The organism is Campylobacter sp. GB48 (assembly GCF_049221845.1).
In the GTDB taxonomy this organism is placed as follows: domain Bacteria; phylum Campylobacterota; class Campylobacteria; order Campylobacterales; family Campylobacteraceae; genus Campylobacter_D; species Campylobacter_D lari_C.
Window position 1 is genome coordinate 12379 of sequence record NZ_JBMJAR010000016.1, and the last position, 21915, is coordinate 34293.

At 29.7% G+C, this 21915-nt stretch carries 20 protein-coding genes; 9 read left to right on the forward strand and 11 right to left on the reverse strand.

All coding sequences use genetic code 11. From position 1 onward, the window contains the following. The 5 genes from ACOTVC_RS07520 to ACOTVC_RS07540 form a co-directional block, all read right to left on the reverse strand. Nucleotides 1-534: a HyaD/HybD family hydrogenase maturation endopeptidase gene (locus ACOTVC_RS07520; protein WP_087684842.1), complete on the reverse strand. Its 534-nt coding sequence runs from the start codon at nt 532-534 to the stop codon at nt 1-3. Beyond that, nucleotides 531-1223 carry a Ni/Fe-hydrogenase, b-type cytochrome subunit gene (cybH, locus tag ACOTVC_RS07525; RefSeq protein ID WP_214099585.1) on the reverse strand — a complete coding sequence of 231 codons (693 nt, stop codon included), beginning with the start codon at nt 1221-1223 and terminating at the stop codon, nt 531-533. Before cybH ends, ACOTVC_RS07520 begins: the two co-directional genes overlap by 4 nt. A gap of 15 nt (nt 1224-1238) precedes the next feature. Next, nucleotides 1239-2954 carry a nickel-dependent hydrogenase large subunit gene (locus ACOTVC_RS07530; protein WP_214099586.1) on the reverse strand — a complete coding sequence of 572 codons (1716 nt, stop codon included), beginning with the start codon at nt 2952-2954 and terminating at the stop codon, nt 1239-1241. 2 nt (nt 2955-2956) lie between these two features. Further along, nucleotides 2957-4096: a [NiFe] hydrogenase, small subunit gene (locus ACOTVC_RS07535; protein WP_039618196.1), complete on the reverse strand. Its 1140-nt coding sequence runs from the start codon at nt 4094-4096 to the stop codon at nt 2957-2959. Between the two features lie 160 nt (nt 4097-4256). Beyond that, the gene (locus ACOTVC_RS07540; protein ID WP_214116514.1) at nt 4257-6830 is read right to left on the reverse strand and encodes an ATP-dependent Clp protease ATP-binding subunit; all 2574 of its coding nucleotides are present in this window, start codon (nt 6828-6830) and stop codon (nt 4257-4259) included. Nucleotides 6831-7036: 206 nt separating this feature from the next. On the opposite strand from ACOTVC_RS07540, the gene ACOTVC_RS07545 reads away from it, so the two are divergent. From ACOTVC_RS07545 to ACOTVC_RS07585, 9 genes are read left to right on the forward strand one after another with little or no spacing between them, the layout of a single operon-like run. Beyond that, nucleotides 7037-8353: a S41 family peptidase gene (locus ACOTVC_RS07545; protein WP_087684840.1), complete on the forward strand. Its 1317-nt coding sequence runs from the start codon at nt 7037-7039 to the stop codon at nt 8351-8353. Nucleotide 8354: 1 nt separating this feature from the next. After that, nucleotides 8355-9068, forward strand: coding sequence for a phosphoribosylaminoimidazolesuccinocarboxamide synthase (purC, locus tag ACOTVC_RS07550; RefSeq protein WP_087690407.1), 714 nt, complete (start codon nt 8355-8357; stop codon nt 9066-9068). Between the two features lie 8 nt (nt 9069-9076). After that, nucleotides 9077-9313 (forward strand): phosphoribosylformylglycinamidine synthase subunit PurS, encoded by a 237-nt coding sequence (purS, locus tag ACOTVC_RS07555; protein WP_039641365.1) that lies wholly within the window; start codon nt 9077-9079, stop codon nt 9311-9313. Further along, complete coding sequence (gene purQ, locus ACOTVC_RS07560) at nt 9310-9960, forward strand: phosphoribosylformylglycinamidine synthase subunit PurQ (protein WP_214116515.1); 651 nt, start codon at nt 9310-9312, stop codon at nt 9958-9960. The genes purS and purQ overlap by 4 nt, the downstream gene beginning before the upstream one ends. After that, the gene (locus ACOTVC_RS07565; protein ID WP_250325325.1) at nt 9954-11159 is read left to right on the forward strand and encodes a hypothetical protein; all 1206 of its coding nucleotides are present in this window, start codon (nt 9954-9956) and stop codon (nt 11157-11159) included. Before purQ ends, ACOTVC_RS07565 begins: the two co-directional genes overlap by 7 nt. After that, the gene (locus tag ACOTVC_RS07570; RefSeq protein WP_421628188.1) at nt 11137-11826 is read left to right on the forward strand and encodes a lysophospholipid acyltransferase family protein; all 690 of its coding nucleotides are present in this window, start codon (nt 11137-11139) and stop codon (nt 11824-11826) included. The genes ACOTVC_RS07565 and ACOTVC_RS07570 overlap by 23 nt, the downstream gene beginning before the upstream one ends. Continuing rightward, nucleotides 11823-12191, forward strand: a complete 369-nt coding sequence (gene crcB / locus ACOTVC_RS07575; RefSeq protein ID WP_039625961.1) for a fluoride efflux transporter CrcB — start codon at nt 11823-11825, stop codon at nt 12189-12191. The genes ACOTVC_RS07570 and crcB overlap by 4 nt, the downstream gene beginning before the upstream one ends. Nucleotides 12192-12202: 11 nt before the next feature. Then, nucleotides 12203-14032: a molecular chaperone HtpG gene (gene htpG, locus ACOTVC_RS07580; protein ID WP_087684835.1), complete on the forward strand. Its 1830-nt coding sequence runs from the start codon at nt 12203-12205 to the stop codon at nt 14030-14032. After that, nucleotides 14029-14355 (forward strand): rhodanese-like domain-containing protein, encoded by a 327-nt coding sequence (locus ACOTVC_RS07585; protein WP_214099591.1) that lies wholly within the window; start codon nt 14029-14031, stop codon nt 14353-14355. The genes htpG and ACOTVC_RS07585 overlap by 4 nt, the downstream gene beginning before the upstream one ends. A 12-nt stretch (nt 14356-14367) precedes the next feature. Here the strand turns inward: ACOTVC_RS07585 and mog are convergent, their stop codons facing one another. From mog to ACOTVC_RS07615, 6 genes are read right to left on the reverse strand one after another with little or no spacing between them, the layout of a single operon-like run. Next, nucleotides 14368-14895 carry a molybdopterin adenylyltransferase gene (gene mog / locus ACOTVC_RS07590; protein ID WP_039618174.1) on the reverse strand — a complete coding sequence of 176 codons (528 nt, stop codon included), beginning with the start codon at nt 14893-14895 and terminating at the stop codon, nt 14368-14370. A gap of 2 nt (nt 14896-14897) precedes the next feature. Continuing rightward, entirely contained in the window at nt 14898-16496 is a 1599-nt protein-coding gene (locus ACOTVC_RS07595) for an AAA family ATPase (RefSeq protein ID WP_421628191.1), read from the reverse strand. Further along, on the reverse strand, nt 16486-17742 hold the full coding sequence (gene mtaB, locus ACOTVC_RS07600) for a tRNA (N(6)-L-threonylcarbamoyladenosine(37)-C(2))-methylthiotransferase MtaB (protein ID WP_421628193.1): 1257 nt from the start codon (nt 17740-17742) through the stop codon (nt 16486-16488). The genes ACOTVC_RS07595 and mtaB overlap by 11 nt, the downstream gene beginning before the upstream one ends. Continuing rightward, nucleotides 17739-19268 carry a mechanosensitive ion channel family protein gene (locus ACOTVC_RS07605; protein ID WP_039618168.1) on the reverse strand — a complete coding sequence of 510 codons (1530 nt, stop codon included), beginning with the start codon at nt 19266-19268 and terminating at the stop codon, nt 17739-17741. Before ACOTVC_RS07605 ends, mtaB begins: the two co-directional genes overlap by 4 nt. Further along, nucleotides 19265-20323: a 3-dehydroquinate synthase gene (aroB, locus tag ACOTVC_RS07610; RefSeq protein WP_421628195.1), complete on the reverse strand. Its 1059-nt coding sequence runs from the start codon at nt 20321-20323 to the stop codon at nt 19265-19267. The genes ACOTVC_RS07605 and aroB overlap by 4 nt, the downstream gene beginning before the upstream one ends. A 7-nt stretch (nt 20324-20330) precedes the next feature. After that, a complete protein-coding gene (locus ACOTVC_RS07615) occupies nt 20331-21737 on the reverse strand; it encodes a COG3400 family protein (RefSeq protein ID WP_039618165.1) in 1407 nt (468 codons plus the stop codon). Nucleotides 21738-21915 lie beyond the last annotated feature (178 nt).

Below are 21915 nucleotides of genomic sequence, written 5' to 3' on the forward strand. Positions count from 1 at the left end.
TTAGCTTTTATAAGAATTTAGAGCAAGCTCTTGTATATTATAATTAGCAATTCTCTCATAGGTAAAGCCTTTTTTCTCTAAAAAATCAAGTAAAATTTTCTCCATTTTTTCTAAAGCATTTAAGACTTCTTTTGAAAGTTCAAAACTCAATGGTTCTATGCGTTTTGGCACACAGGCTAAAATTTGAGTTTTAGGTAAATCTCCCATAAACTCCATGTATTGTAAAGTTTGAAGCATTTCAACCTCATGTGCGCTACCACTCCAATTAACTTTTTTTGGCATTGCATCATAAGGAAAGAAAAAAATATCTCCGATTTTAGCATCATCTGCTGCAATACAATCAATCACAACCATTTCATCATATTCAGCTATAATATAGCTAAGTTGCAAAGCCAAAGTTCCACCATCTACAAAGCTCACTGAGTCTTTTTCGTGATAAAACTTATAATTTTTTTCTAAAAGTTTGCAAAGATGAACGCCTAAGCCCTCATCTGCAAACATAATATTACCAATACCTAAGATTAAAAGTTTCAATGATTTTCTCTTACAAATTTATAACCACTAAAGATAGCATCTAAAGCACCGTCTTTACCTTTAACTGAGTTAAACACAGCCATATAAATATGCACTGGAACAAAAATCAACACAACCCACATTAAAATTCTATGGTAGGTTCTAACATCAGCTAATCCACCTAGCATTACCTCAATAGGTCTTAAGATATTATATAAAAATCCACCCAAGCCTTCATGATATACATGCATATAAAGGATTAGACCTGTTAAAATAAGCCCAAACATAACAAGATAAAAGAAAAAATAAGTTGCAAATTGCAAAGGATTATATACACCTTGTAAATGCGGGTGCTTTCCTAAGAAAATGTAAAATTTAATCTGATCTATCCATAATTTTACATTAAAAATATCTTTAATACTTCTTCTTTCATTTGCACTTTTTGGATCAAAAAAGAACAAATATGTTTTAAAAAGCACACAAGCTATCATGATAAATCCAAAAATTTGGTGCACCATGCGGTATTTTGCCTGCATAAATAAAGTCGGTTCAGATGAAATAGAAGGAGATTGAAATACATAAGAAATATAATATCCAGTTCCCACTAAAATCACAATTGCAACCGCTCTTAACCAATGTGTAAAACGAAGGCCGATACTAAATTCGTATTCGGCCTTTCTGTTTGATTTTAAGGAATGTTTAGAATCCATACTAAAGTCCTTTCCTTATAAATTTACATTTACTTTATACTCGCTAAGATTATTACCTTTAGCATCCATTACATGCACAGCACATGCTATGCAAGGATCATAAGAGTGAATAGCTCTTATTACTTCTAAAGGTTGTTTAACATCAGCTAGTTTCATACCGATAAGACATTGCTCATAGCTACCGCCTACTCCATTTGCGTCTTTTGGACTTGCATTCCAAGTAGAAGGTACTACTGCTTGCCAATTTTCAATTACACCATTTTTAATTCTACACCAATGGCTCAACGCACCACGAGGCGCACTTCCCATAAATCTACCTTTGTATTCTTTGTTTTTATCAATTACATAAGTAGCACAAGTACTTTCATCTGTTTTTAAATTTTCAACCAAAGAATTAAATGCTTTCAAGCCATGATCAGCAATGATTTTAGCTTCAATTGCTCTAGCACCCGTTCTTCCTAAAGTACTCATAAGTGCTTTAACTGGTAAATTCGTAGCTTTTAAGAATGAATCAACCGCTTCTACTACGATTTTATTACCCTTAGCATAATTAACTAAAATATTTGCTAATGGTCCAACTTGCATAGGTAAATTTTCATATCTTGGAGCTTTGATCCAGCTGTATTTACCTTTAGTATCAAATACCTTACTATGAACCATATTGCCTTTATCATCAATACTTTCACCATCAATTAAGCCTGTATAGTTTGGATTGGTTTTACCATCATAAGGATGTAAAGCCTCATTGTCCGCATACCAAGCTCTTGTAGCTTCTTCGGTGATTTTAGCTTCATCTACTTCCTCAACCTTACTCAAATCACCATTTCTAATAATACCACCTTCAAACAACCACTCATCACTTGAAACTTGGAATTCTCTTTCAGTATAGAAGTTATTTACCCCTACATCATTTAGCACACTTGCTTCTTTAGAATAAGCTTTTGCTGCCATGATTAAATCCGGATAATAAGCACGATTAATAAAATCAGCTACTTCTTGGAATTTAGTCATATATTCAGCCATTCTTGATGGGTTTAAAAGATCCATAACACAAGTCACACCACCTACTGTTAGGCTTTGTGGATGAGGATTTTTAGCACCAAAAATCGCCATAGCTTGAGCTATTGTTCTTTGAATTCTTAAACATTCTAAATAATGCGAAAGTGCAATAAGGTTTTGCTCAGGAGTAAAGCGATAAGTTGCGTGTCCATAATAAGCATTTGCAAATGGTCCAAGATTTCCTTTATCTACAAAGGTTTTTAGTCTTTGTTGCACTTCTAAAAGTTTATCTGCACCTGTTGCATAAGGCATGTCAGTGTATTTAAATGCTTCATCGCTTGCTTTTTTTACATCAGCACTTAAAGCACTTACAACATCAACAAAATCAAGCCCATGAAGTTGATAAAAATGCACAGGATGATCATGCATATATAAAGCTGCATTCATTAAAGTTCTAGTTAAAACTGCGTTTAATGGTGGAGTAATACCTAAAGCATTTTCCACTGCAATAATCCCTGCTCTATAATGCGAAAAAGTACAAACACCACAAATTCTTTGAGTTAAAAAGCCTGCATCTCTTGGATCACGACCTTTTACAATAGTTTCTAAACCCCTCCATAGAGTTGATCCTGAATATGCTTCTTTAATGACATTATTTTCATCAACTACCACTTCAACTCTTAAGTGTCCTTCTATTCTAGTAAGTGGATCTATAATAATTCTTTTTGACATTCTCAATCCTTATTCTTTTCTAATGAAGCAATCACAGCATGCGCAGCAACAGCAACACCTGTTACACAAAGCACACCTATACCTATTTTATCTGAAATACTATCAGCACCCAAGCCATAAACAGTATCAAATAACCTTCCTGCCATCACTTCTTCAAAAGGTCCCATAGTATCCCAAAAATCCGGTTCAGAACAACCTATACAACCATGTCCAGCTTGTACCGGCCATGAAGTATGTTGATTAAATCTTTCTTTTGAGCAGTTATTAAAAGTATAAGGTCCTTTACAACCTACCTTATAAAGACAATATCCTTTTTTTGCTCCCTCATCACCAAATTGTTGCACAAACTCACCCGCATCAAAGCGTCCTCTTCTTTCACAAAGATCATGAATTCTTAAAGCATAAGCCCATTTTGGTCTATTATAAGCATCAAGCGCTGGTAATGTTTGATACAATATATAATGAATCACATTACCTATAATGTTTTTCTCGCTTGGAGGACAACCTGGTACATTAATAACTGTTTTATTTGTAACTTTACTTAAGCTTACAGCATTACTCGGATTAGGTCTAGCAGCTTGAATACCACCAAAAGCTGAACAAGTGCCTATAGCAAAAATAGCCAAAGCATTATCACAAGCTTGAACTGCTATTTGCTTACCTGTTTTACCGTGTGGTCCTATGGTTAAAAAGTTTTCTGTGGCACCTGTTGGTATACCACCTTCTACCATTAAAATATATCTACCTTTGTATTTCTCCATGGCAGCTTCAAGATTATGCTCAGCTTGCCAACCTGCTGCACCCATTATAGTTTCATGATATTCTAAAGAAATATGATCAAAAATTAAACTATCAATAGTAGGAGCATCACTTCTTAATAAACTCTCAGAACATCCTGTACATTCAGCCATATGAAGCCAAATCACTGGAAGTCTATCACTAAGCTCAGCAGCTCTTGCAACTACTGGAGTAAAGCTAGCAGGTAGTGCTAAAAATGCAGTCATTGCACTAGCCCATTTCATAAAATCTCTTCTTGAAAAACCTGATTGCTCTAAGGCTTTAGAGATAGAAATCTCATTTTTCAAAAGAGGAAGTTTTTCTAATGCGTCTAAACGGCGATTAAAAATATCTAAATCACTCATTTGTTGTTCCTTAAATATAGAAATATCATTGTAGATTTTAAAACATTTATTGTTAAGAATAGATAAAAAAATAATAATTTTTTAAACAAATATACGAAGTATTTACAATTTAATGTTAATAGGATAATTTTACTCTAAAATAAGCAAGTATTGCACTTGCTTATTGTTTAATAATGATAATCTCATCATCTTTAGAATCTATAATAATCTCATCGTTTTCATTTAATTCATCGGATAATATCATATCACTTAATTTATCTTCTACCATGTCATATAAAGCTCTTTTTAATGGTCTTGCGCCAAAATCTACATCAAAACCAACCTTTGCTATTAACCTAGCAGCATTATCGCTCAAACTTGCTTTAATACCTTTATTTTCAAGACTTTTTTGTAAAGTATTAAAAAGCAATTTAACTATTTTTTCAGCTTCACTTCCCCCTAAAGGGTTAAAAGTGATGATATCATCTAAACGATTTAAAAACTCAGGTCTAAAAAAGCTTCTAAGAGCTTCTTTAATAGCTTTTTCTCTTTCTTCACCCTTTAACTCCATAATAAAATTTGCACCTATGTTAGAAGTTAAAATAATAATAGTATTAGTAAAATCAACCGTTACACCTTTGCTATCTGTAGCCCTACCATCATCTAAAATTCCCAAAAGTATATTAAATACATCCTTATGAGCTTTTTCTACTTCATCAAATAAAATCACACTATAAGGCTTTCTTCTAACAGCTTCGGTTAGTTCCCCTCCTTCTTCATGTCCTATATACCCTGGAGGTGCACCTAAAAGTCTTGACACACTATGTTTTTCCATAAATTCACTCATATCAAAACGCACCATAGCTTTTTCATCATCAAATAAAAATTTAGCTAAAGCTTTAGCACTTTCTGTTTTACCTACTCCAGTTGGCCCTAAAAACAAAAAGCTTCCTATAGGCTTAGTTGCTTGATTTAGCCCTGCTTTATTACGCTTAATAGCTTTAGCCAAGACACTTAAAGCCTCATCTTGCCCTATGACACTTTCTTGTAAATACTCTTGAATGTGTAAATATTTTTGCTTTTCAGAAGTAAGCATTTTTTGCACGCTAATACCCGTCCATTTACTTAAAATACCAGCTACTAAATCCTCATCTACTTGATTTTTAAGCAAAACTCCTTCTTGGGTCATTTGTTTCCATTTTTCTTCTAAATTTAATACCTCTTTTTCACACTCTAAAATTTTGCCATATTCTATTTCAGCAGCCTTTTGAAAATCCCCTTTATTTTTAGCTAAAATAGCTTCATTTTTTAAAGTATCGATTTCTTTTTTCTTTGCACTTATGCCATTAAATACTGCTTTTTCATTTTCAAATTTAGCATTAAGCTTTGTTTGCTCTTCTTTTAAATTTGCTAATTCTTTTTTAATCTCTTCCAATCTTTTTTCGTTAGCTTCATTTTCTTCCATTTTTAAAGCTTCATTTTCCACTTCCAAACTTTCAATTTGTTTTCTAACCTTTCTTAATGAATTTGGCTCACTTTCTATTTGCATTTTTAATTCTGCTGCGGCCTCATCAATTAAATCAATCGCCTTATCAGGTAAAAATCTATTAGCTATATAACGCTTAGATAGTTTTGCAGCTGCCACCAAAGCACTATCATTAATAGTTACATTATGATGAATTTCTAATTTTTCTTTTATACCTCTTAGCATTGCTAAAGCTTCATTCACGCTAGGTTCAGCTACATTTACAGGTTGAAATCTTCTTTGCAAGGCCGTATCTTTTTCAAAATATTTTCTATATTCTTTTAAGGTTGTAGCGCCTATAGTATGAAGCTCACCTCTTGCTAAAGCAGGTTTTAAAATATTTGCTGCATCCATACTTCCTTCATTTGCACCCGCACCTACAATGGTGTGAATTTCATCTATAAATAAAATAATATTTTTATGTTTTATTACTTCATTTACAACAGCTTTTAATCTATCTTCAAATTCACCTCTGTATTTTGCTCCTGCTATTAAAGCACTCATATCTAAGGCTATGACTTTTTTATTTTGCAATGAAGTAGGAACATCTTTTTTTACTATTCTTTGTGCTAAAGCTTCTACTACAGCAGTTTTTCCTACTCCTGGCTCGCCTAATAAAATAGGATTATTTTTAGTTTTTCTGATTAAAATTTGCATTAATCTTTGAATTTCTTCTTCTCTGCCTATAACAGGATCAAGCTCATTGTTTTTAGCTTTCATAGTCAAATCAATACCAAATTTAGACAAAGAATCAAGCGTTTCATCGCTTGTTTTAGTTTCTATTTTAGCTCCAGCTCTAATAAATTCTAATTCTTTTTTAAACTCATTTAAATCTACAAATTTAGATAAAAGTTCTTTAATAACCCCACTTGTACTTTCTGAGACAAGCCACATATCCACAGCTAAATAACTGTCTTTGTTTTCTAAAGCCAAGCCTTTTGCTTTTTCTAAAGAATTAATAAATTCATTTGAAAATTTAATATTATCTTTATTTATATTTGAGCTAGTAGGAAAAGATGAAATTTTACTTTTTACTTCTAGCTCAAATGCCTCTTTAGAAACATTTAATTTATTAAAAACTTGATTTAGCAAACTTGAACTATCAACACTTAAAGCCCATAATAAATGCAAGGGTTTTATTTCACTATTCTTAGAATGAATGGCCAAAGAAATCGCACTTTCTATATTTGAAAGCATAGAATCTGTTAAAAAATCTTGTATATTTGCCATTTTTACTCCTTTTTACTTTTATATGAAGTATATTATATAACTTTAGTCTATTATTGTCAAGTTTATTTAGTTATAATCATAAATAATTTTTTATATATACGCACTAATATCATAAAAATATTTACTTTATTTACGATTTTTTAAGCAAAAATAACTAAAATTATATAATTATTTTATGAATTCATATTTATTTTGGAGTTTTTCCTTTGAAGACAAAAAGAAATCTTATTATCGCAGCTAGCATTTGCAGTTTAATAACTGCTTCTTTTATTTTTACTAATTTACAAGCTAAAAACCCCGCTCCTAGTGAAGCAGAAAAGAAAATAGAAGCTTTATCTAAACTCACAAGAACCATGTCCATCATAGAACAATATTATGTCGATGATGTTAATTATACAGATTTGGTTGATAAATCCATAGCAGGTTTACTTACAAATTTAGATGCTCATTCTTCTTTCTTGGATGAAAAAGGCTATAAAGAACTTAAAGAACAAACTAATGGAGAATTTGGTGGCCTTGGCTTTACTATTACGCAAAAAGATGGAGCAATTAGTGTTGTAGCTCCTATAGAAGGAAGTCCAGCAGATAAAGCAGGCATTAAAACCGATGATATTATTTTAAGAATTAATAACGAATCAACCTTAGGTATGACTTTAAATGAAGCTGTTTCTAAAATGCGCGGGGAACCTAAGACAAAGGTTACTCTAACTATCTATAGAAAAGGTGATGCAAAGCCATTTGATGTCAATTTAAAAAGAGATATTATAAAAGTAGATAGCGTTTATACAAAATTAATTGAAAATGAAAATTTACTCTATTTAAGAGTGACTAATTTTGATAAAAATGTCGTAGATGAAGCTAGTAAAGCAATCAAAAAACATTCTAATGCAAAAGGAATTATACTAGATCTTAGAACTAACCCAGGTGGTATTTTAAATCAAGCTGTAGGTTTGGTAAATCTTTTTGTAGATAAAGGAGTCATTGTCTCACAAAAAGGAAAAATAGAAAGTGAGAATGTAGAATTTAAAGCAAATCCTAGTAAAAAAATCACCAACGTACCTTTAGTAGTGCTTGTAAATGGTGGTAGCGCTAGTGCAAGTGAGATTGTAAGTGGGGCTTTACAAGATTTTAAACGTGCTATTATAGTGGGTGAAAAAACCTTTGGAAAAGGTAGTGTGCAACTTATATTACCTATGGATGAAAAAGGTAAAGAAGGCTTAAGACTTACTATAGCAAAATATTATTTACCAAGTGGTAGAACCATACAAGCTGTCGGAGTTAGTCCTGATATAGAAGTATTCCCAGGAAAAGTAAGTAAAGAAGAAAATCATGGCTTTGAAATCAAAGAAAGCGATCTGAAAAAACACCTACAAGCTGAACTTGATAAAATCGGACATCAAGAAAAGAAAAAAGATAATAAAGAAGATAAAAATATCATCACCAAAGAACAAATTGATAATGATATACAGCTAAAAACAGCAATTGACGCAATCAAAATTTTAAACATTACAAAAGGAGAGTAAAATGGCAACAAAACTAGATCTTTTATACGAGGGAAAAGGTAAAAAAATGTTTAAGACTGATGATGAGAATTTACTCATCACAGAATTTAAAGATGATTTAACTGCTTTTAATGCAGAAAAAAAAGGTAATGAAGCAGGAAAAGGTGCATTAAATTGTAAAATTAGCACTGAAATTTTTCATCTTTTAGAAAAAGAAGGTATTAAAACACATCTAGTAGAAACTATCAGCAATAAAGAACAAATTGTTAAAAAATGTAATATTATACCTATAGAAGTTATCACTAGAAATGTAGCTACAGGATCTTTAACGAAAAGACTAGGTATTAAAGAAGGTACAATTTTACCTTTTGCTGTAGTTGAGTTTTGTTATAAAAATGATGATTTGGGCGATCCTATCATCAATGATGAGCATTGTTTGATTTTAAATTTAGTAAAAAGCGAAAAAGATTTAGAATTAATCAAAAATACTGCAAGACATATTAACTCCATCTTAGTTAAATTCTTTGAGTCCAAAGGATTAAGATTGATTGATTTTAAATTAGAATTTGGTATTGATAGTGAAGGAAATATGATACTTGCTGATGAAATCAGTCCTGATAGTTGTAGATTTTGGGATAGTAAAACTAATGAAAAATTAGATAAAGATCGCTTTAGACAAGACTTAGGTAATGTAAAAATGGCCTATGAAGAAGTATTAAAAAGAATTTTAAGTTAGGAAAAAGAATGAAAGTAATTGTAAATATCACACTTAAAAATGGGGTTTTAGATCCTCAAGGCAAAGCTATAGAAAAGGCTTTACATTCTTTAGATTTTAACAACATAGCAAATGTTAAAACCTCAAAACAAATTAGTTTTGATATAGCTTGCGATGATAAAGAAAAAGCTCTAAAACAAGTTGATTTGATGTGTAAAGAATTACTTGCAAATACTGTAATAGAAGATTATGAGATAATACTATGAAAGTAGCTATTATTCGTTTTCTTGGAACTAATTGTGAGTTTGATACAGCTTATGCTTTTGAAAAACTAGGTGTAGAAATTGAAATCATTTGGCATGAAAGACAAGATTTTAGTGCGGATTTAATCGTTTTACCAGGTGGATTTTCTTATGGAGATTATTTAAGATGTGCAGCTATTGCAAAACTTGCTCCTGCTATAAAAACACTTAAAGAACATGTACAAAAAGGTGGATATGTCCTAGGTATTTGCAATGGTTTTCAAATTTTATTAGAGCTTGGACTTTTAAAAGGGGCTATGAAACATAATAATAGCTTAAGTTTTATTTCTAAAATGCAAGCATTGCAAGTGGTATCAAACAATAATGCTTTTTTGAAAAATTTCCAAAAAAATGACATTATAGAATTACCTATTGCTCATGGAGAAGGAAATTATTTTAATAGTGAAGATGGTATTAAAATGCTAGAAGATAAAGATATGATTTTATTAAGATATATCAACAATCCAAATGGCTCTTTAAACGATATAGCTGGAATTTGTGATGAGAATAAAAAAGTTTTTGGACTTATGCCACACCCTGAAAGAATGTGCGATGATATACTTGGCTCAAAAGTAGGACTTAAAATGTTTGAAGGATTTTTAAATTGTTAAAAACCTTCAAAGTTTTTTGTATTTTTTTACTAGCGTTTAATTTATATGCTCAAGAAAATAGCGTTTTTGAAGACTACAACGCCTTAGAAAAAAACTACAATCAATTAGACGATCAAGCTAAGCAAATTTATCAAACTATCGCTCCAAGTGATGAAAGTAATTACGAAAGCAAAATCAATGATGAAAAGTTTATTCCCCAAGGTTCTTTGGTGTTAAATGCAAAGGAATACACTGATGAAGCTTATATAGATGAAGCTTTTGCTATAGATCTTGAGGTTATTACCACAACTAATGTAAGTTTTGATTTAAATGTGAGTTTTGAAAAAAATGATGATATGCTTTGGATTAATCCTAATCCTATTTGGGAGCAAAAAGCTAATTCATATCATACAAAATTATGGTTTGAAGCAAAAAGCTTAAATGCTAATTTAAATAAAATCATCATTTCTTTAAGCAGAAATGATCATATTTTTCAAAGCTCATCATTAATTATAAAACCTATTAGACTTAAAAAAATTGACGCTCCTTCTAATAAATATTCACACATAGTTGCAAGTAGTTTAGAAGTAAAACAAGTAAAAGCAAGTAATTTTGATAATGATAATATAATTTTATTCATAGAACTTGCAGGAGAAAATACAAATCTAGCAAGTTTTAATATAAAGGATATTCAAAAACAAGGTATAGAAGCTATTAAAGGTGATTTTGAAAAGCAAAGTGGGTTTTATTATGCTATTTTAGATAAAAGTAAAACGCGTTTTGATTTTTCTTATTTTAATTTAAATTCTAAAGAGTTAAAAGATTTTTCCTTAAAAATAGAACTTAAAGAAGATAGTATAAGCACACAAAGTGATTTAAATCCAAAAACTAATGACTTTAATTTTTACAAACAAGTGTTTTTGTGGAGCTTGTGTGGTATTTTTGCTTTATGGTTTGTATTTAAGAAAAGCTATGTAGCTTTAGGTTTAGCAATTTTAGCTCTAATAGCAAGTTTTTTAGCCCAAAATAACATATATAAAGCTATATTAAAAGCTGAAAGTAAAGTGCAAATTTTACCAACTCTAAATTCAACTCATTTTTATTCTGGAAAATATAAACAAGAAGTAGAAGTGCTAGATTCAAGAGATGAATATAAAAAAATTTTATTTAATAATGGAAAAATAGGCTGGGTAAAAAGTGAAGATTTATCAAAGATTTAAAGCTTTAATATTTTGGATTGAATTTATTTTATCTATTATATTTTTATGTATTGCCTTTTTATTATTGCAATCACAAGAAAAAATTTGGAAAATCAGAAAAATATGGTCAAAACTGCAAAAATATATAATAAATTATAAAATTCAAACCCGAGGTTCCATACATCCTCAAGCGAATTTACTTTTAATCAATCATCAAAGTTTGTTAGACATAGTTATTTTGGAAGATCTATGTCCAAAAAATATATCTTGGATAGCCAAAAAAGAACTTGGCGAACTCCCCGTTTTTAAAACTTTGATTAAAAAACCTAAAATTATTTGTATAGATAGAAGCCCAAAGGGTCTAGTAAAACTTTTAAAAGAAGCCAAAGAAAGACTAAAAGAAGATAGAATCTTAGCTATTTTTCCAGAAGGTACAAGATCTAAAACACAAAAACTTTTAAAATTTAAAGTCGGGGCTAAAATTTTAAGTGAAAAACTTAAGCTAAAAGTCCAACCCGTAGTAATTGTTGATTCAGCTAAAATTCTAGATACACAAAAATTTAGTGCAAAGAGTGGCATTTTAAAAGTAGTATTTCTTGATCTTGTTGATACAAGCAAAGAGGATTGGCTTGAGCAAACTAGAGAAAAAATGCAAGCAATTTTAGATAGTGAAAGGTCGCAAGCTTGATTAGCACGATTTTAGCTGTAGGTTTTGGTGGCTTTTTAGGAGCCATATCTAGAATGCTTACTAGTAGCTTTTTTAATAAAATCATTCCACATGATTTTCCCTATGGTACTTTACTTGTTAATATCATAGGATCTTTTTTAATGGGCTTGTTTTTTTCTTATGCAAACTCTAAAGGTGTGCATATTTTTACTAAAAGTTTAATTAGCACAGGTTTTTTAAGTGCTTTTACGACTTTTTCAACTTTTTCTTATGAAAATTTGCTATTTTTGCAAAGTGGTGATTATTTTCACTTTTTTCTAAATATTATTTTAAATGTTATCCTTTGTCTTTTGGCAGTGTGGATTGGTTTTTTAATTTTTAAATAAAGGAGATATAAATGCAATTTCAAACTGAAGTTAATCAACTTTTACAACTTATGATTCATTCTTTGTATTCAAACAAAGAAATTTTTTTAAGAGAGCTTATTTCTAATGCAAGTGATGCACTTGATAAACTTAGCTATTTAAGCGTGAGTGATGATGCTTATAAAAATTTAAAATTTGAACCAAAAATTCAAATCAACTTCAATCAAGAAGCAAAAACCCTAACCATAAGCGATAATGGTATAGGTATGAATAAAGAAGATTTGATCAATCATCTTGGAACCATTGCCAAAAGTGGTACAAAAAGCTTTTTAGAAAACTTAAGTGGCGATGCCAAAAAAGACTCTCAACTTATAGGACAATTTGGCGTAGGCTTTTACTCTGCTTTTATGGTAGCTTCTAAAATAGAAGTTTTAAGCAAAAAGGCATTAGATGATAAAGCTTATCTTTGGACTTCTGATGCTAGTGGTTATGAAATAGAAGATGCAAATAAAGATGAACAAGGCACTTGTATAACCTTGCATTTAAAAGATGAAGAGTTTTTAAACTCATATCGCATTGAAAGTATAGTAGAAAAATACTCAAATCACATACAATTTCCTATTTTTATGGAAAAAGAAGAATATTTACCATTAGAAGAAGGTGAAAAAGAGCCTAAAAAAGAATTAAAAAATACTCAAATTAACACAGCAAGTGCTTTATGGAGACAAAATAAAGCAAGTTTAAAAGCTGAAGATTATGAAAGATTTTATGAGCAAAACTTTCATGACTCAAACAAACCTATGCTTTATATCCACACAAAAGCTGAAGGTTCTATAGAATATAATTCTTTATTCTTTATACCTGCACAAGCTCCGTTTGATTTATATAGAGTGGATTATAAAAGTGGTTTAAAACTTTATGTTAAAAGAGTTTTTATAAGCGATGATGATAAAGAATTATTACCAACTTATTTAAGATTTGTACGCGGGATTATTGACGTAGAAGATTTACCGCTTAATGTTAGTCGTGAAATCTTACAAGAAAATAAAATCTTAAAAAGCGTTCAAGAAGCAAGTGTTAAAAAAATCCTAGCAGAACTTAAAAAATTCAAAGAAAAAGATAAAGAAAACTATCTTAAATTCCATGAAAACTTTGGAAAAGTTTTAAAAGAAGGTTTATATGGTTTTGGCGAAAATAAAGACGCTATAGCTAAGCTTTTATACTTTAAAAACTCAAATAAAGAAGAATTAATTGACCTTGAAGAGTATAAACAAAACTTAGCTGAAGGACAAAATGAAATTTTTTATATCAGCGGAAAAAATGAAAAACTTTTAAGAAATTCTCCATTACTTGAAAGCTATAAACAAAAAAATATCAATGTTTTATTACTTGATGAGGAAATTGATACCATAGTTATGCCTATGATGAATGAATTTGAAGGCTTAAAATTTAGTGCTATTAACCATCTAGCTAGTGAAGAAACTAGCGAAGAACAAAAGGCTGAATTTGCAAGCTTACTCATTAAAATAAAAGAAGTTTTAAAAGATGAAGTTGAAGAGGTAAAACTTAGCCAAAGACTTTCAAATAGTCCAAGTTGTATTGTTTATGATCAAAATAAACCTGATTTTGCTATGCAACAAATTCTTAAACAAATGGGACAAGAACAACAAGTTAAACCTATACTTGAAATCAATCCTAATCATGAAATTTTAAAAGCCTTAAAAGAAAATGATACCTTAGCTAATGAAATGGCACATATTCTTTTAAATATGGCTAAACTTAGCGAAGGTATGGGTATAGATAACCCTAGTGAATTTAACAATGCTTTAAGCAAAATCGTTTCTAAGGCTTTAGAAAAATGAAAAATATAGCTATTTCTAAAGATATTTTACACGAATTTTGCATTATAGATGTAAGAACTCCTAGCGAATGGAAAAGCGGGGTTATAAAAGAAGCTGTACTCATCGCACTTTGCGATGATAATGGCTTTATGAATGAAAATTTCATCCAAGAGTTTAAAGAAAAAGTAGATTATCAAAATAAAAACATAGCCTTTGTATGTGCTACAGGCTCAAGAAGCAAACACACTGCTATGATGATAGAAGATACTCTAGGTATAGAATGCACTAATTTAGATGGTGGCATGGTAGCACTTTTATCGCAAGGTTATAAAACCTCAAAGTAAGTCTAACTAGACTTACTTTTTCTTTGGTCTAAATACAGAAATTACTTCTTCATTATTTTCAATATAAGCTCCACCTATTAAATCCACACAATAAGGTATAGCAGGAAATATAGGCTCAATGCATTCTCTTATAGCTTTTGGATTACCCGGTAAGTTGATAATCAATGATTTTCCTTTTATACCTGCACTTTGTCTTGAAAGTATAGCTGTTGGTACATATTCTAAGCTTTTTGCACGCATTAACTCCCCAAAACCTGGAAGCATTTTATCACACACTGCTTGTGTTGCTTCTGGTGTCACATCACGCAAAGCAGGCCCTGTACCTCCTGTAGTAAAAATCAAATCACATTTTACTTCATCAGCTAAATAAGCTAATTTTTCTATGATCAAATCATACTCATCAGGAATTAGTTCATAATAAAAACTTTTTTCATTTTTTATATAAGAATCTAAAATTTTTTCTATCTCTACTCCAGATTTATCTTCATAAACTCCACTACTTGCTCTATCTGAAAGTACTAAAATTCCTATTTTTACCATTTTTACTCCATTATGATTTTTTCTACATCTTGTTTTTCTATTTTTTCATTTTCTAAAAGAATGTTAGCTAATCTCACTACTTTTTCTTTCATTAATTCTAAAAATTCTTTCACTTCTTGCTTTTGCTCTTGCAATAAACCCTCATTTGCCATAGCAAAAGTTTCCATGAAAGTAAGCAATTCTTTAACCTTCAAAAGATCACTTTGCGCATTAGTATAGCTTTCATTAAAAATAAGCTCCATAGCAACTGAGCCTGCTAGAAAAACTTTTATTTTGTTTAGCAATTCTGATTTTGATTTGATGGTATTTTCATACTCTTTAAATCTATCTTCTATCAAAGTAATTTTTTCAAATTTAACATCAAAATAAAAAGCACACAAAGCTTTAGCTGCTTGGTATGTGGCTTGAATTTTTCTTTCCTTGTCACTTAGAGAGAAAATCTTTTTTTTACCCATTAAAACCTTATTAAGCACTGCAAAAAAATCATTTTCTTCTATTAAATCTGATTTTCTTCTTATAGCATTAATAGCCGCTTCATTAACTAAAGTCTCTAAAGCTGCTCCGCTAAAACCCACACTAGCTTTTGCAATTTTTTCTAAATCTACACTAGATTTTTTTTCTTTCATATAATTTTGCAAAATATGCATTCTATCTTTAAAATCAGGTAAAGATATAAAAATTCTTCTATCAAAACGCCCTGATCTTAATAACGCATTATCCATAAGATCGATTTTATTTGTAGCAGCCATTACTATAACCCCACTATTATCTTCAAATCCATCCATTTGAGTTAAAAGTTGATTTAGAGTATTGTCTCTTTCTACATTAGAAAAATCCCCCCTACTTTTACCAACTGCGTCAATTTCATCTATAAAAATGATACTTGGAGCCTTTGATTTAGCTTTTAAAAAAAGCTCTCTAACTCTTTTTGCGCCCATACCTACATAAATTTCTACAAAACTAGCCCCACTTTGATAAAAAAATGGCACCCCAGCCTCGCCTGCTACTGCTTTTGCTATCAAGGTTTTACCCACTCCAGGAGGGCCTACTAGTAAAACGCCTTTTGGCATTTTCACGCCAAAATCTTTATATTTTTGAGGATTTTTTAAAAAATCAACGATTTCTAAAAGCTCTACCTTAGCCTCATCAACTCCTGCTACATCTTTAAATTTAACTTCACTTACTACATCTTGTATAGTGTTATTTTGTTCATTTTTTTCTAAAATATTTTTTTCTAAAGAAAGTAAATTTTGCCTATCTTTATTTTTTTTATTAAAAAAGAGTAAAAAGCTTATGAGAAAAGCAAGCAAAATAAATATCAAAAAAAACTCACTTAAATTATAATCTTTAGCATATTCTAAAGGAATTTTTTGCCATAAAGCATTTAAATCCACTACATCTTTAGCAATTAAAAAATTTCCTTCTTTGCTTTTTAATAATATTTCATTATTTTCTACTATAGCTTTTTGGATCAAATTTTGCTCTAAAAGCTCTTCATAAGCAGTCTTGCTAATATAATCAGGTTGATTTTTTATAAACGCAACTATTACAAAAACACAAAGCAATAAAAATGAAGCTAAGATAATCTTTTTATTTTTCATCCTCTAACCTTACATAGTTACAATCTTCTTTGCATTCATATTTTTCAATATTTATCCATTGTTTAGCAATATCTTCTTTACTTGTAATTTTGATTTTATTAAAAAATTGATCATAGCCTTCATAAAAACCATCTTTTTTACTCTCAACTAAAATTTCTAAAGCACCTTTTTGATTTTTTCTAAACTCATAATTATTTTGTGCGACTATATCTTTTAAAATATTTAATCTTTCTTTGGCTATTTCACCATTAATTCGCTCACTCATAGAAGCAGAATGCGTTCCATCACGCGGTGAGAAAATAAAAGCATGAATATGCGTAAGTTTAAATTGCTTGAAATTTTCTAAAGCTTCTTGCCATATTAATTCACTTTCTCCAGGGTGCGCTACGATAAAGTCTGTTCCTAAAGCAAAACCTTTTTGACTTAACTCATTAAACAATGCTAAATCATTTTGTGTATGTGATCTTCTGCGCATTATACGTAGCATTTTCTCATGAGTATGTTGCAGAGCAATATGTAAATGCTTTTCAAGCCAAGGCTCATCTAAAATTTCTTTAAAACTCTCATCAATTTGAGCAGGCTCCAAACTCCCAAGTCTTACTCTTTTTATGCCATTAATCTTACCTATTTCTTGTAATAATTTTCCAAGTGTAGTTTTATCTTTTAAACCATAGCTTCCTATATTAGTACCCGTTAAAACTACTTCACTATAACCATTTTGAGCTAAAAGTTTGATTTGTTTTATTATTTCTTCACTTGGCATACTTCTTGATTTACCCCTAACACTTGGGATTATACAATAACTACAAGCAAAGTCACATCCTTCTTGAATTTTCACAAAAGCTTTAGTGTGATTTTCATAATTACTTACGATTTTTGTATCAATAAAGCGTAAATTTCCAAGCTCATAAAAGGCTTTATCTTGTGAGATTAGCTCATTGATTTTATCTTTATTGGAAGCTCCTAAAACTCCAAAAATTTCTTTTTTATCAAAAAAATCCTTTCCCTTGCTTACAGCACCACAACCTGTAAGTATAACCTTAACTCCATTTTTCTTTACACCATTAATATAACTTCTAAGCCCACTATCAGCACCATTTGTAACTGTGCAAGAATTTATCACTATCACATCAGCTTCTTGCTCATTTTGTGTGATATCATGATCCTTAATGTAGGTTTTTAACAATTGTGTATCATAAATATTGGTTCTACAACCAAAAGTTTTAAAAAATACCTTTTTTTTCAAATATCTTCCTTATTTTCTATAAATTCATGTTTTGCCATATATAAATTTTGCGATGGATAAGCTATTTTTATATCATGATGTTTATTAAATTCATTAATTATTTCTTTGCTAATATTACTTCTTAAAATCAAAGCCGCATAAGAATTTGTCATATACCAAGCAGAAATTCTCATACCATAACCTTCTAAAAATGTAAAAAATCTAGGCTCTACTTTAGGATTTCTAATGCTATATTCATTTCTTAATTTACTCATGGATTCTTTAGCTAACTTTGTATAGCCTTTAGAAGCTTTTGTGACAATTTCTTCTACTATCTCTAAAGCTTTTTGATGATTTGAATCAAAAGTCAAAGTAATATCAAGTCCATCCCAAACTGTCTTCATGCCATGATGAGTATAATTTGATATAAGATTAGTAAAAATGAAATTATTTGGTATAAAAATTATCCTACCACTTCTTCTATTATCTGTATAAGTTAGTAAAGAAATATCTTCATATAAAGTTATTCTCAAAAATGAAATATCAATTATATCACCAATATAATGCGTGTTATTTTGAAAAACTCTAACTCTATCGCCTACTCTAAAACTCCCACCAAAAACTATCACACACCAACCAAGCATAGACATAAACATATCTTTCATGGCAATAGCCAAACCAGCAGAAGCAAACCCAAGTACAGTAACCAAATAACTGATATTTTCAATATAACCAAAAAGCAAAATTAAAATAATCACATTAATATTAATAAAATTAATAATTTTATTTGCTGTATAAAAACGATCGTTATCGCCTATGTATTTTCTAGCTATAAATTTGAGTAAAAATGCTATAGCTATAACAATAATAATAGCCAAAACTATATTAAAAGCTCTTACACCTTGAATTTTAATAGAAGCAGTTGTTTTTTCAATCTCTTCTTGGATTTTTTTCTCATACACAGAATAAGAAATTTCTCCAAAACGTAAGGTTTGCGAGAAATCCCTTACCATTTGATTAGAAGCTTTCAAGTACTCATCATATTCTTTACTAGGAGCTAACTTAGCTATCTCAGCTACCAAAACATTTTCTTTTATAAGCTCATCTAAGGTTTGCTTAAAACTATTTAAAAGATTAATATACTCTTCCTTATCACGTCTTAGTTTTTTTATGTGCGAATATGCTGAAATAATAGCTAAAGGATTGGTAAGCTTGTCTATCTTATCGACTTCTTCAGGTGCTAAAACCATCTTAGAGAAATTAGCACTCTTATACTCACTTAAAAGCTCTAATCTTTCTTTTAAAATCAAAATTTGTCTTTCTATTATACTTTTATTACGCTCATTAGCCTTTAAACTTTCTTTTTCCAAAGTTAAAATTTCATCTTGGGTTTTTTTATAAATATTAAAATTATTATATTTGATTACCCAAGTATTGTATGCTAGATTATTATGTAGCTCATTTAATTTTTGCTCTAAATGTTTAACATCATCTTGCGCTAAAAGCAACACAAAAGGCAAACATAAAATCAAAAAAAACTTTTTCATGCAAACACCTCTAAAGCGTGTAAAATATCTTCTTTAGATATATCATTTTTTATGCAAGCTTTTCCCAAGCCGCAAGCTAAAATGAAATTGATCTTTTGATAATACGTTTTTTTATCTAAGAAAAAAGCATTATAAAAATCGTGTATATTTGGAATTTTATAAGATATGGGCAATTTAAATCTCACAAGTAAATTTTGCACCCTTTGACATTCTTGCTCATTTAATAACCCCAAATTTAATGCTAAAATATTTGCCATATTCATACCTATAGCCACAGCTTCACCATGTAAGTATTTTTTATACTCTGTTTGATTTTCTATAACATGAGCAAAAGTATGACCGTAATTTAAAAGCATTCTTAAGTTATTTTCTTTTTCATCTTGCGAAACCACATTAGCTTTAAGTTCTATGCTTTTTTGAATGATTTGAGCCAAGACAATATCATCTAATTTAGCGTTTAAAAATTTATCCTCATCTAATTTTTCCAAAAAAGATAAAATTTCCTCATCAAAAACCACAGCCATTTTAATAAATTCAGCCATACCAGCAGCTAATTCTCTTGAAGGTAAAGTTTTCAAAAACTTACTCTCACAATAAACTGCTTTTGGCTGATAAAAAGTACCTATTAGATTTTTGCCAAATTTATTATTTACTCCGGTTTTACCACCCACACTTGCATCCACGCAAGCTAGTAAAGTTGTAGGGATATTAATAAATTCTATCCCTCTTTGATATATGCTTGCTACAAAACCACCCATATCAGAGATCACACCACCACCAAAGCTTATAAGCAAGCTTTTTCTATCTAGCTTATAAGTACACATTTGATCTAAGATATATTCTATGGTTTGTAAATTTTTATATTCTTCACCATCTTTGATTTTTATAACAAAAAGCTCTTTAGCATGGATTTTTTTCAAAAGTGTATCTAAATGTAATTTTGCAACTAATTCATTAGTTAAAATCACTACTTTAGTATCAAAATTCAACTCTTCTAGTTCATTTATATAGACATTATAACTTGTATTTTTATCTAAATTTACCTTAACTTGCATTATTTTCTCACAGCGATGGTATAAATAATTGATAATTTTTATTCATCTTATAATATATTGTATTTAAATCTGTTTTTAAAATTTTATTAAAATTACTACCTAAAATTTTTTCATTAAATGGTACAAAATGCAATACATTTTGTTTGTAAGAAAATTTATTGATAGGATTATGTTCTTTTTCTTCTATCAAAAGTAATTTTTCATCGTGAAGCTTTGAAAGGCTTTCAAAATATTGATGATATTCAAAAATTTCGGCTTTGTTTAATTTTAAAGCATAATAATACAAAGCAAGTCCTAGTTGAATTTGCTTATTTAAATCAAGCATAATAGAAGCAATACCCTCTACATCTTCAAAATTTGAGCTTAAAACTACTGATGATTTCAAGTCAGCAAAGTCCCCTTTACCAGCTTTTAACACAGGAATTTTTAAAGTAAAAAGAAAACTTTTTTCTTTTTCAAAAAGATAATCTTCCACCACTAGCAAACCTATGCTAGTATTTTCCACAAAAGGTTTGATATTTTTTATATTTGTACTTTCATAGTCAAATATCACTTCGGTACTATTTTTATGCAAGGCTTTAAGTTTATAATACATAGGAGTTAAAGTGGGATTAATCACTTTAAAATAAAGTTTTTTACTATTAATCCTTATATGCAAAAGCAAGCTTGCAAAAATAAGCTTTTCTATAGCAAACTCACTCATTTTTTTCATATCTATAATACAAAGTATATTATCACCAAAAGGCGATGGGAAGCGTCCTAAGCTTGTTTTAACATTAGTAAAAACACTTTGTAAAACTTTAGGATCGCCTACGATTAAAATACTATCATTTGGCATCAAAATAAGCCCAGGTCTTGCTAGGATAAATTCATTATTTCTATAAACCATTACAATTTTGAAACGTTTTTGACTAATAGAACTTATATGCCTATATGCAAAGCTTGATCCTGCAGGAATTCTAACCTCCATAATCTCACCTTGCCCAAGTCCTATAAATTGAGCAGTTGATGGCATATTATCCAAACAACCTGTTAATCTTGTGCTTAAAGTATCATAAATATTAATCACTTCACAAAAATTATCATCAATTTGACTATTCCATAAATCCATGATAACTATATTTAATCTTGAATGTAATTTTCTTAAATTTTTATAGCAAGCTAGCATATCAGCTTCTTCTTGCATATAAATGATAGCTTGATGGAAATTTTCCTTTAGCAAATTTTCTAATTTAATCAAACTCGTAGGATCAAACTTGTAAAAAGAAATTTGTTCATTCTCTAAGCTTAAATCTACGCTTTCATCATTATAATAAACAACACTCAAGGACTCTTTAAAGGTTTTATTGCTATGAATTTTCTTTAAAAAATCCTTCGCATAAACTCCATCAGCTAATAATAAAATTTTATTCATTTATACCTCTAAAATACAAAATATAATTATAGCAAAGTTATAGTTTATATTTTAAAGTTTTAAATTTTTAAAAATACACCCCACCACTTAAATATAATTTCATTCTATGATCATCATCGTATTTGTATTGATGTAATGCTCTAGCTGCATCAAGCTTTATATAATACTCATTAGTTTT

Excerpts from the sequence above, each read along its gene's own strand:
- cybH (WP_214099585.1), bottom strand. The coding sequence starts at position 1,223 with ATGGATTCTAAACATTCCTTAAAATCAAACAGAAAGGCCGAATACGAA.
- ACOTVC_RS07530 (WP_214099586.1), bottom strand. The coding sequence starts at position 2,954 with ATGTCAAAAAGAATTATTATAGATCCACTTACTAGAATAGAAGGACAC.
- ACOTVC_RS07535 (WP_039618196.1), bottom strand. The coding sequence starts at position 4,096 with ATGAGTGATTTAGATATTTTTAATCGCCGTTTAGACGCATTAGAAAAA.
- ACOTVC_RS07540 (WP_214116514.1), bottom strand. The coding sequence starts at position 6,830 with ATGGCAAATATACAAGATTTTTTAACAGATTCTATGCTTTCAAATATA.
- purC (WP_087690407.1), top strand. The coding sequence starts at position 8,355 with ATGGCAACAAAACTAGATCTTTTATACGAGGGAAAAGGTAAAAAAATG.
- purS (WP_039641365.1), top strand. The coding sequence starts at position 9,077 with ATGAAAGTAATTGTAAATATCACACTTAAAAATGGGGTTTTAGATCCT.
- purQ (WP_214116515.1), top strand. The coding sequence starts at position 9,310 with ATGAAAGTAGCTATTATTCGTTTTCTTGGAACTAATTGTGAGTTTGAT.
- htpG (WP_087684835.1), top strand. The coding sequence starts at position 12,203 with ATGCAATTTCAAACTGAAGTTAATCAACTTTTACAACTTATGATTCAT.
- ACOTVC_RS07585 (WP_214099591.1), top strand. The coding sequence starts at position 14,029 with ATGAAAAATATAGCTATTTCTAAAGATATTTTACACGAATTTTGCATT.
- mog (WP_039618174.1), bottom strand. The coding sequence starts at position 14,895 with ATGGTAAAAATAGGAATTTTAGTACTTTCAGATAGAGCAAGTAGTGGA.
- ACOTVC_RS07595 (WP_421628191.1), bottom strand. The coding sequence starts at position 16,496 with ATGAAAAATAAAAAGATTATCTTAGCTTCATTTTTATTGCTTTGTGTT.
- ACOTVC_RS07605 (WP_039618168.1), bottom strand. The coding sequence starts at position 19,268 with ATGAAAAAGTTTTTTTTGATTTTATGTTTGCCTTTTGTGTTGCTTTTA.
- aroB (WP_421628195.1), bottom strand. The coding sequence starts at position 20,323 with ATGCAAGTTAAGGTAAATTTAGATAAAAATACAAGTTATAATGTCTAT.
- ACOTVC_RS07615 (WP_039618165.1), bottom strand. The coding sequence starts at position 21,737 with ATGAATAAAATTTTATTATTAGCTGATGGAGTTTATGCGAAGGATTTT.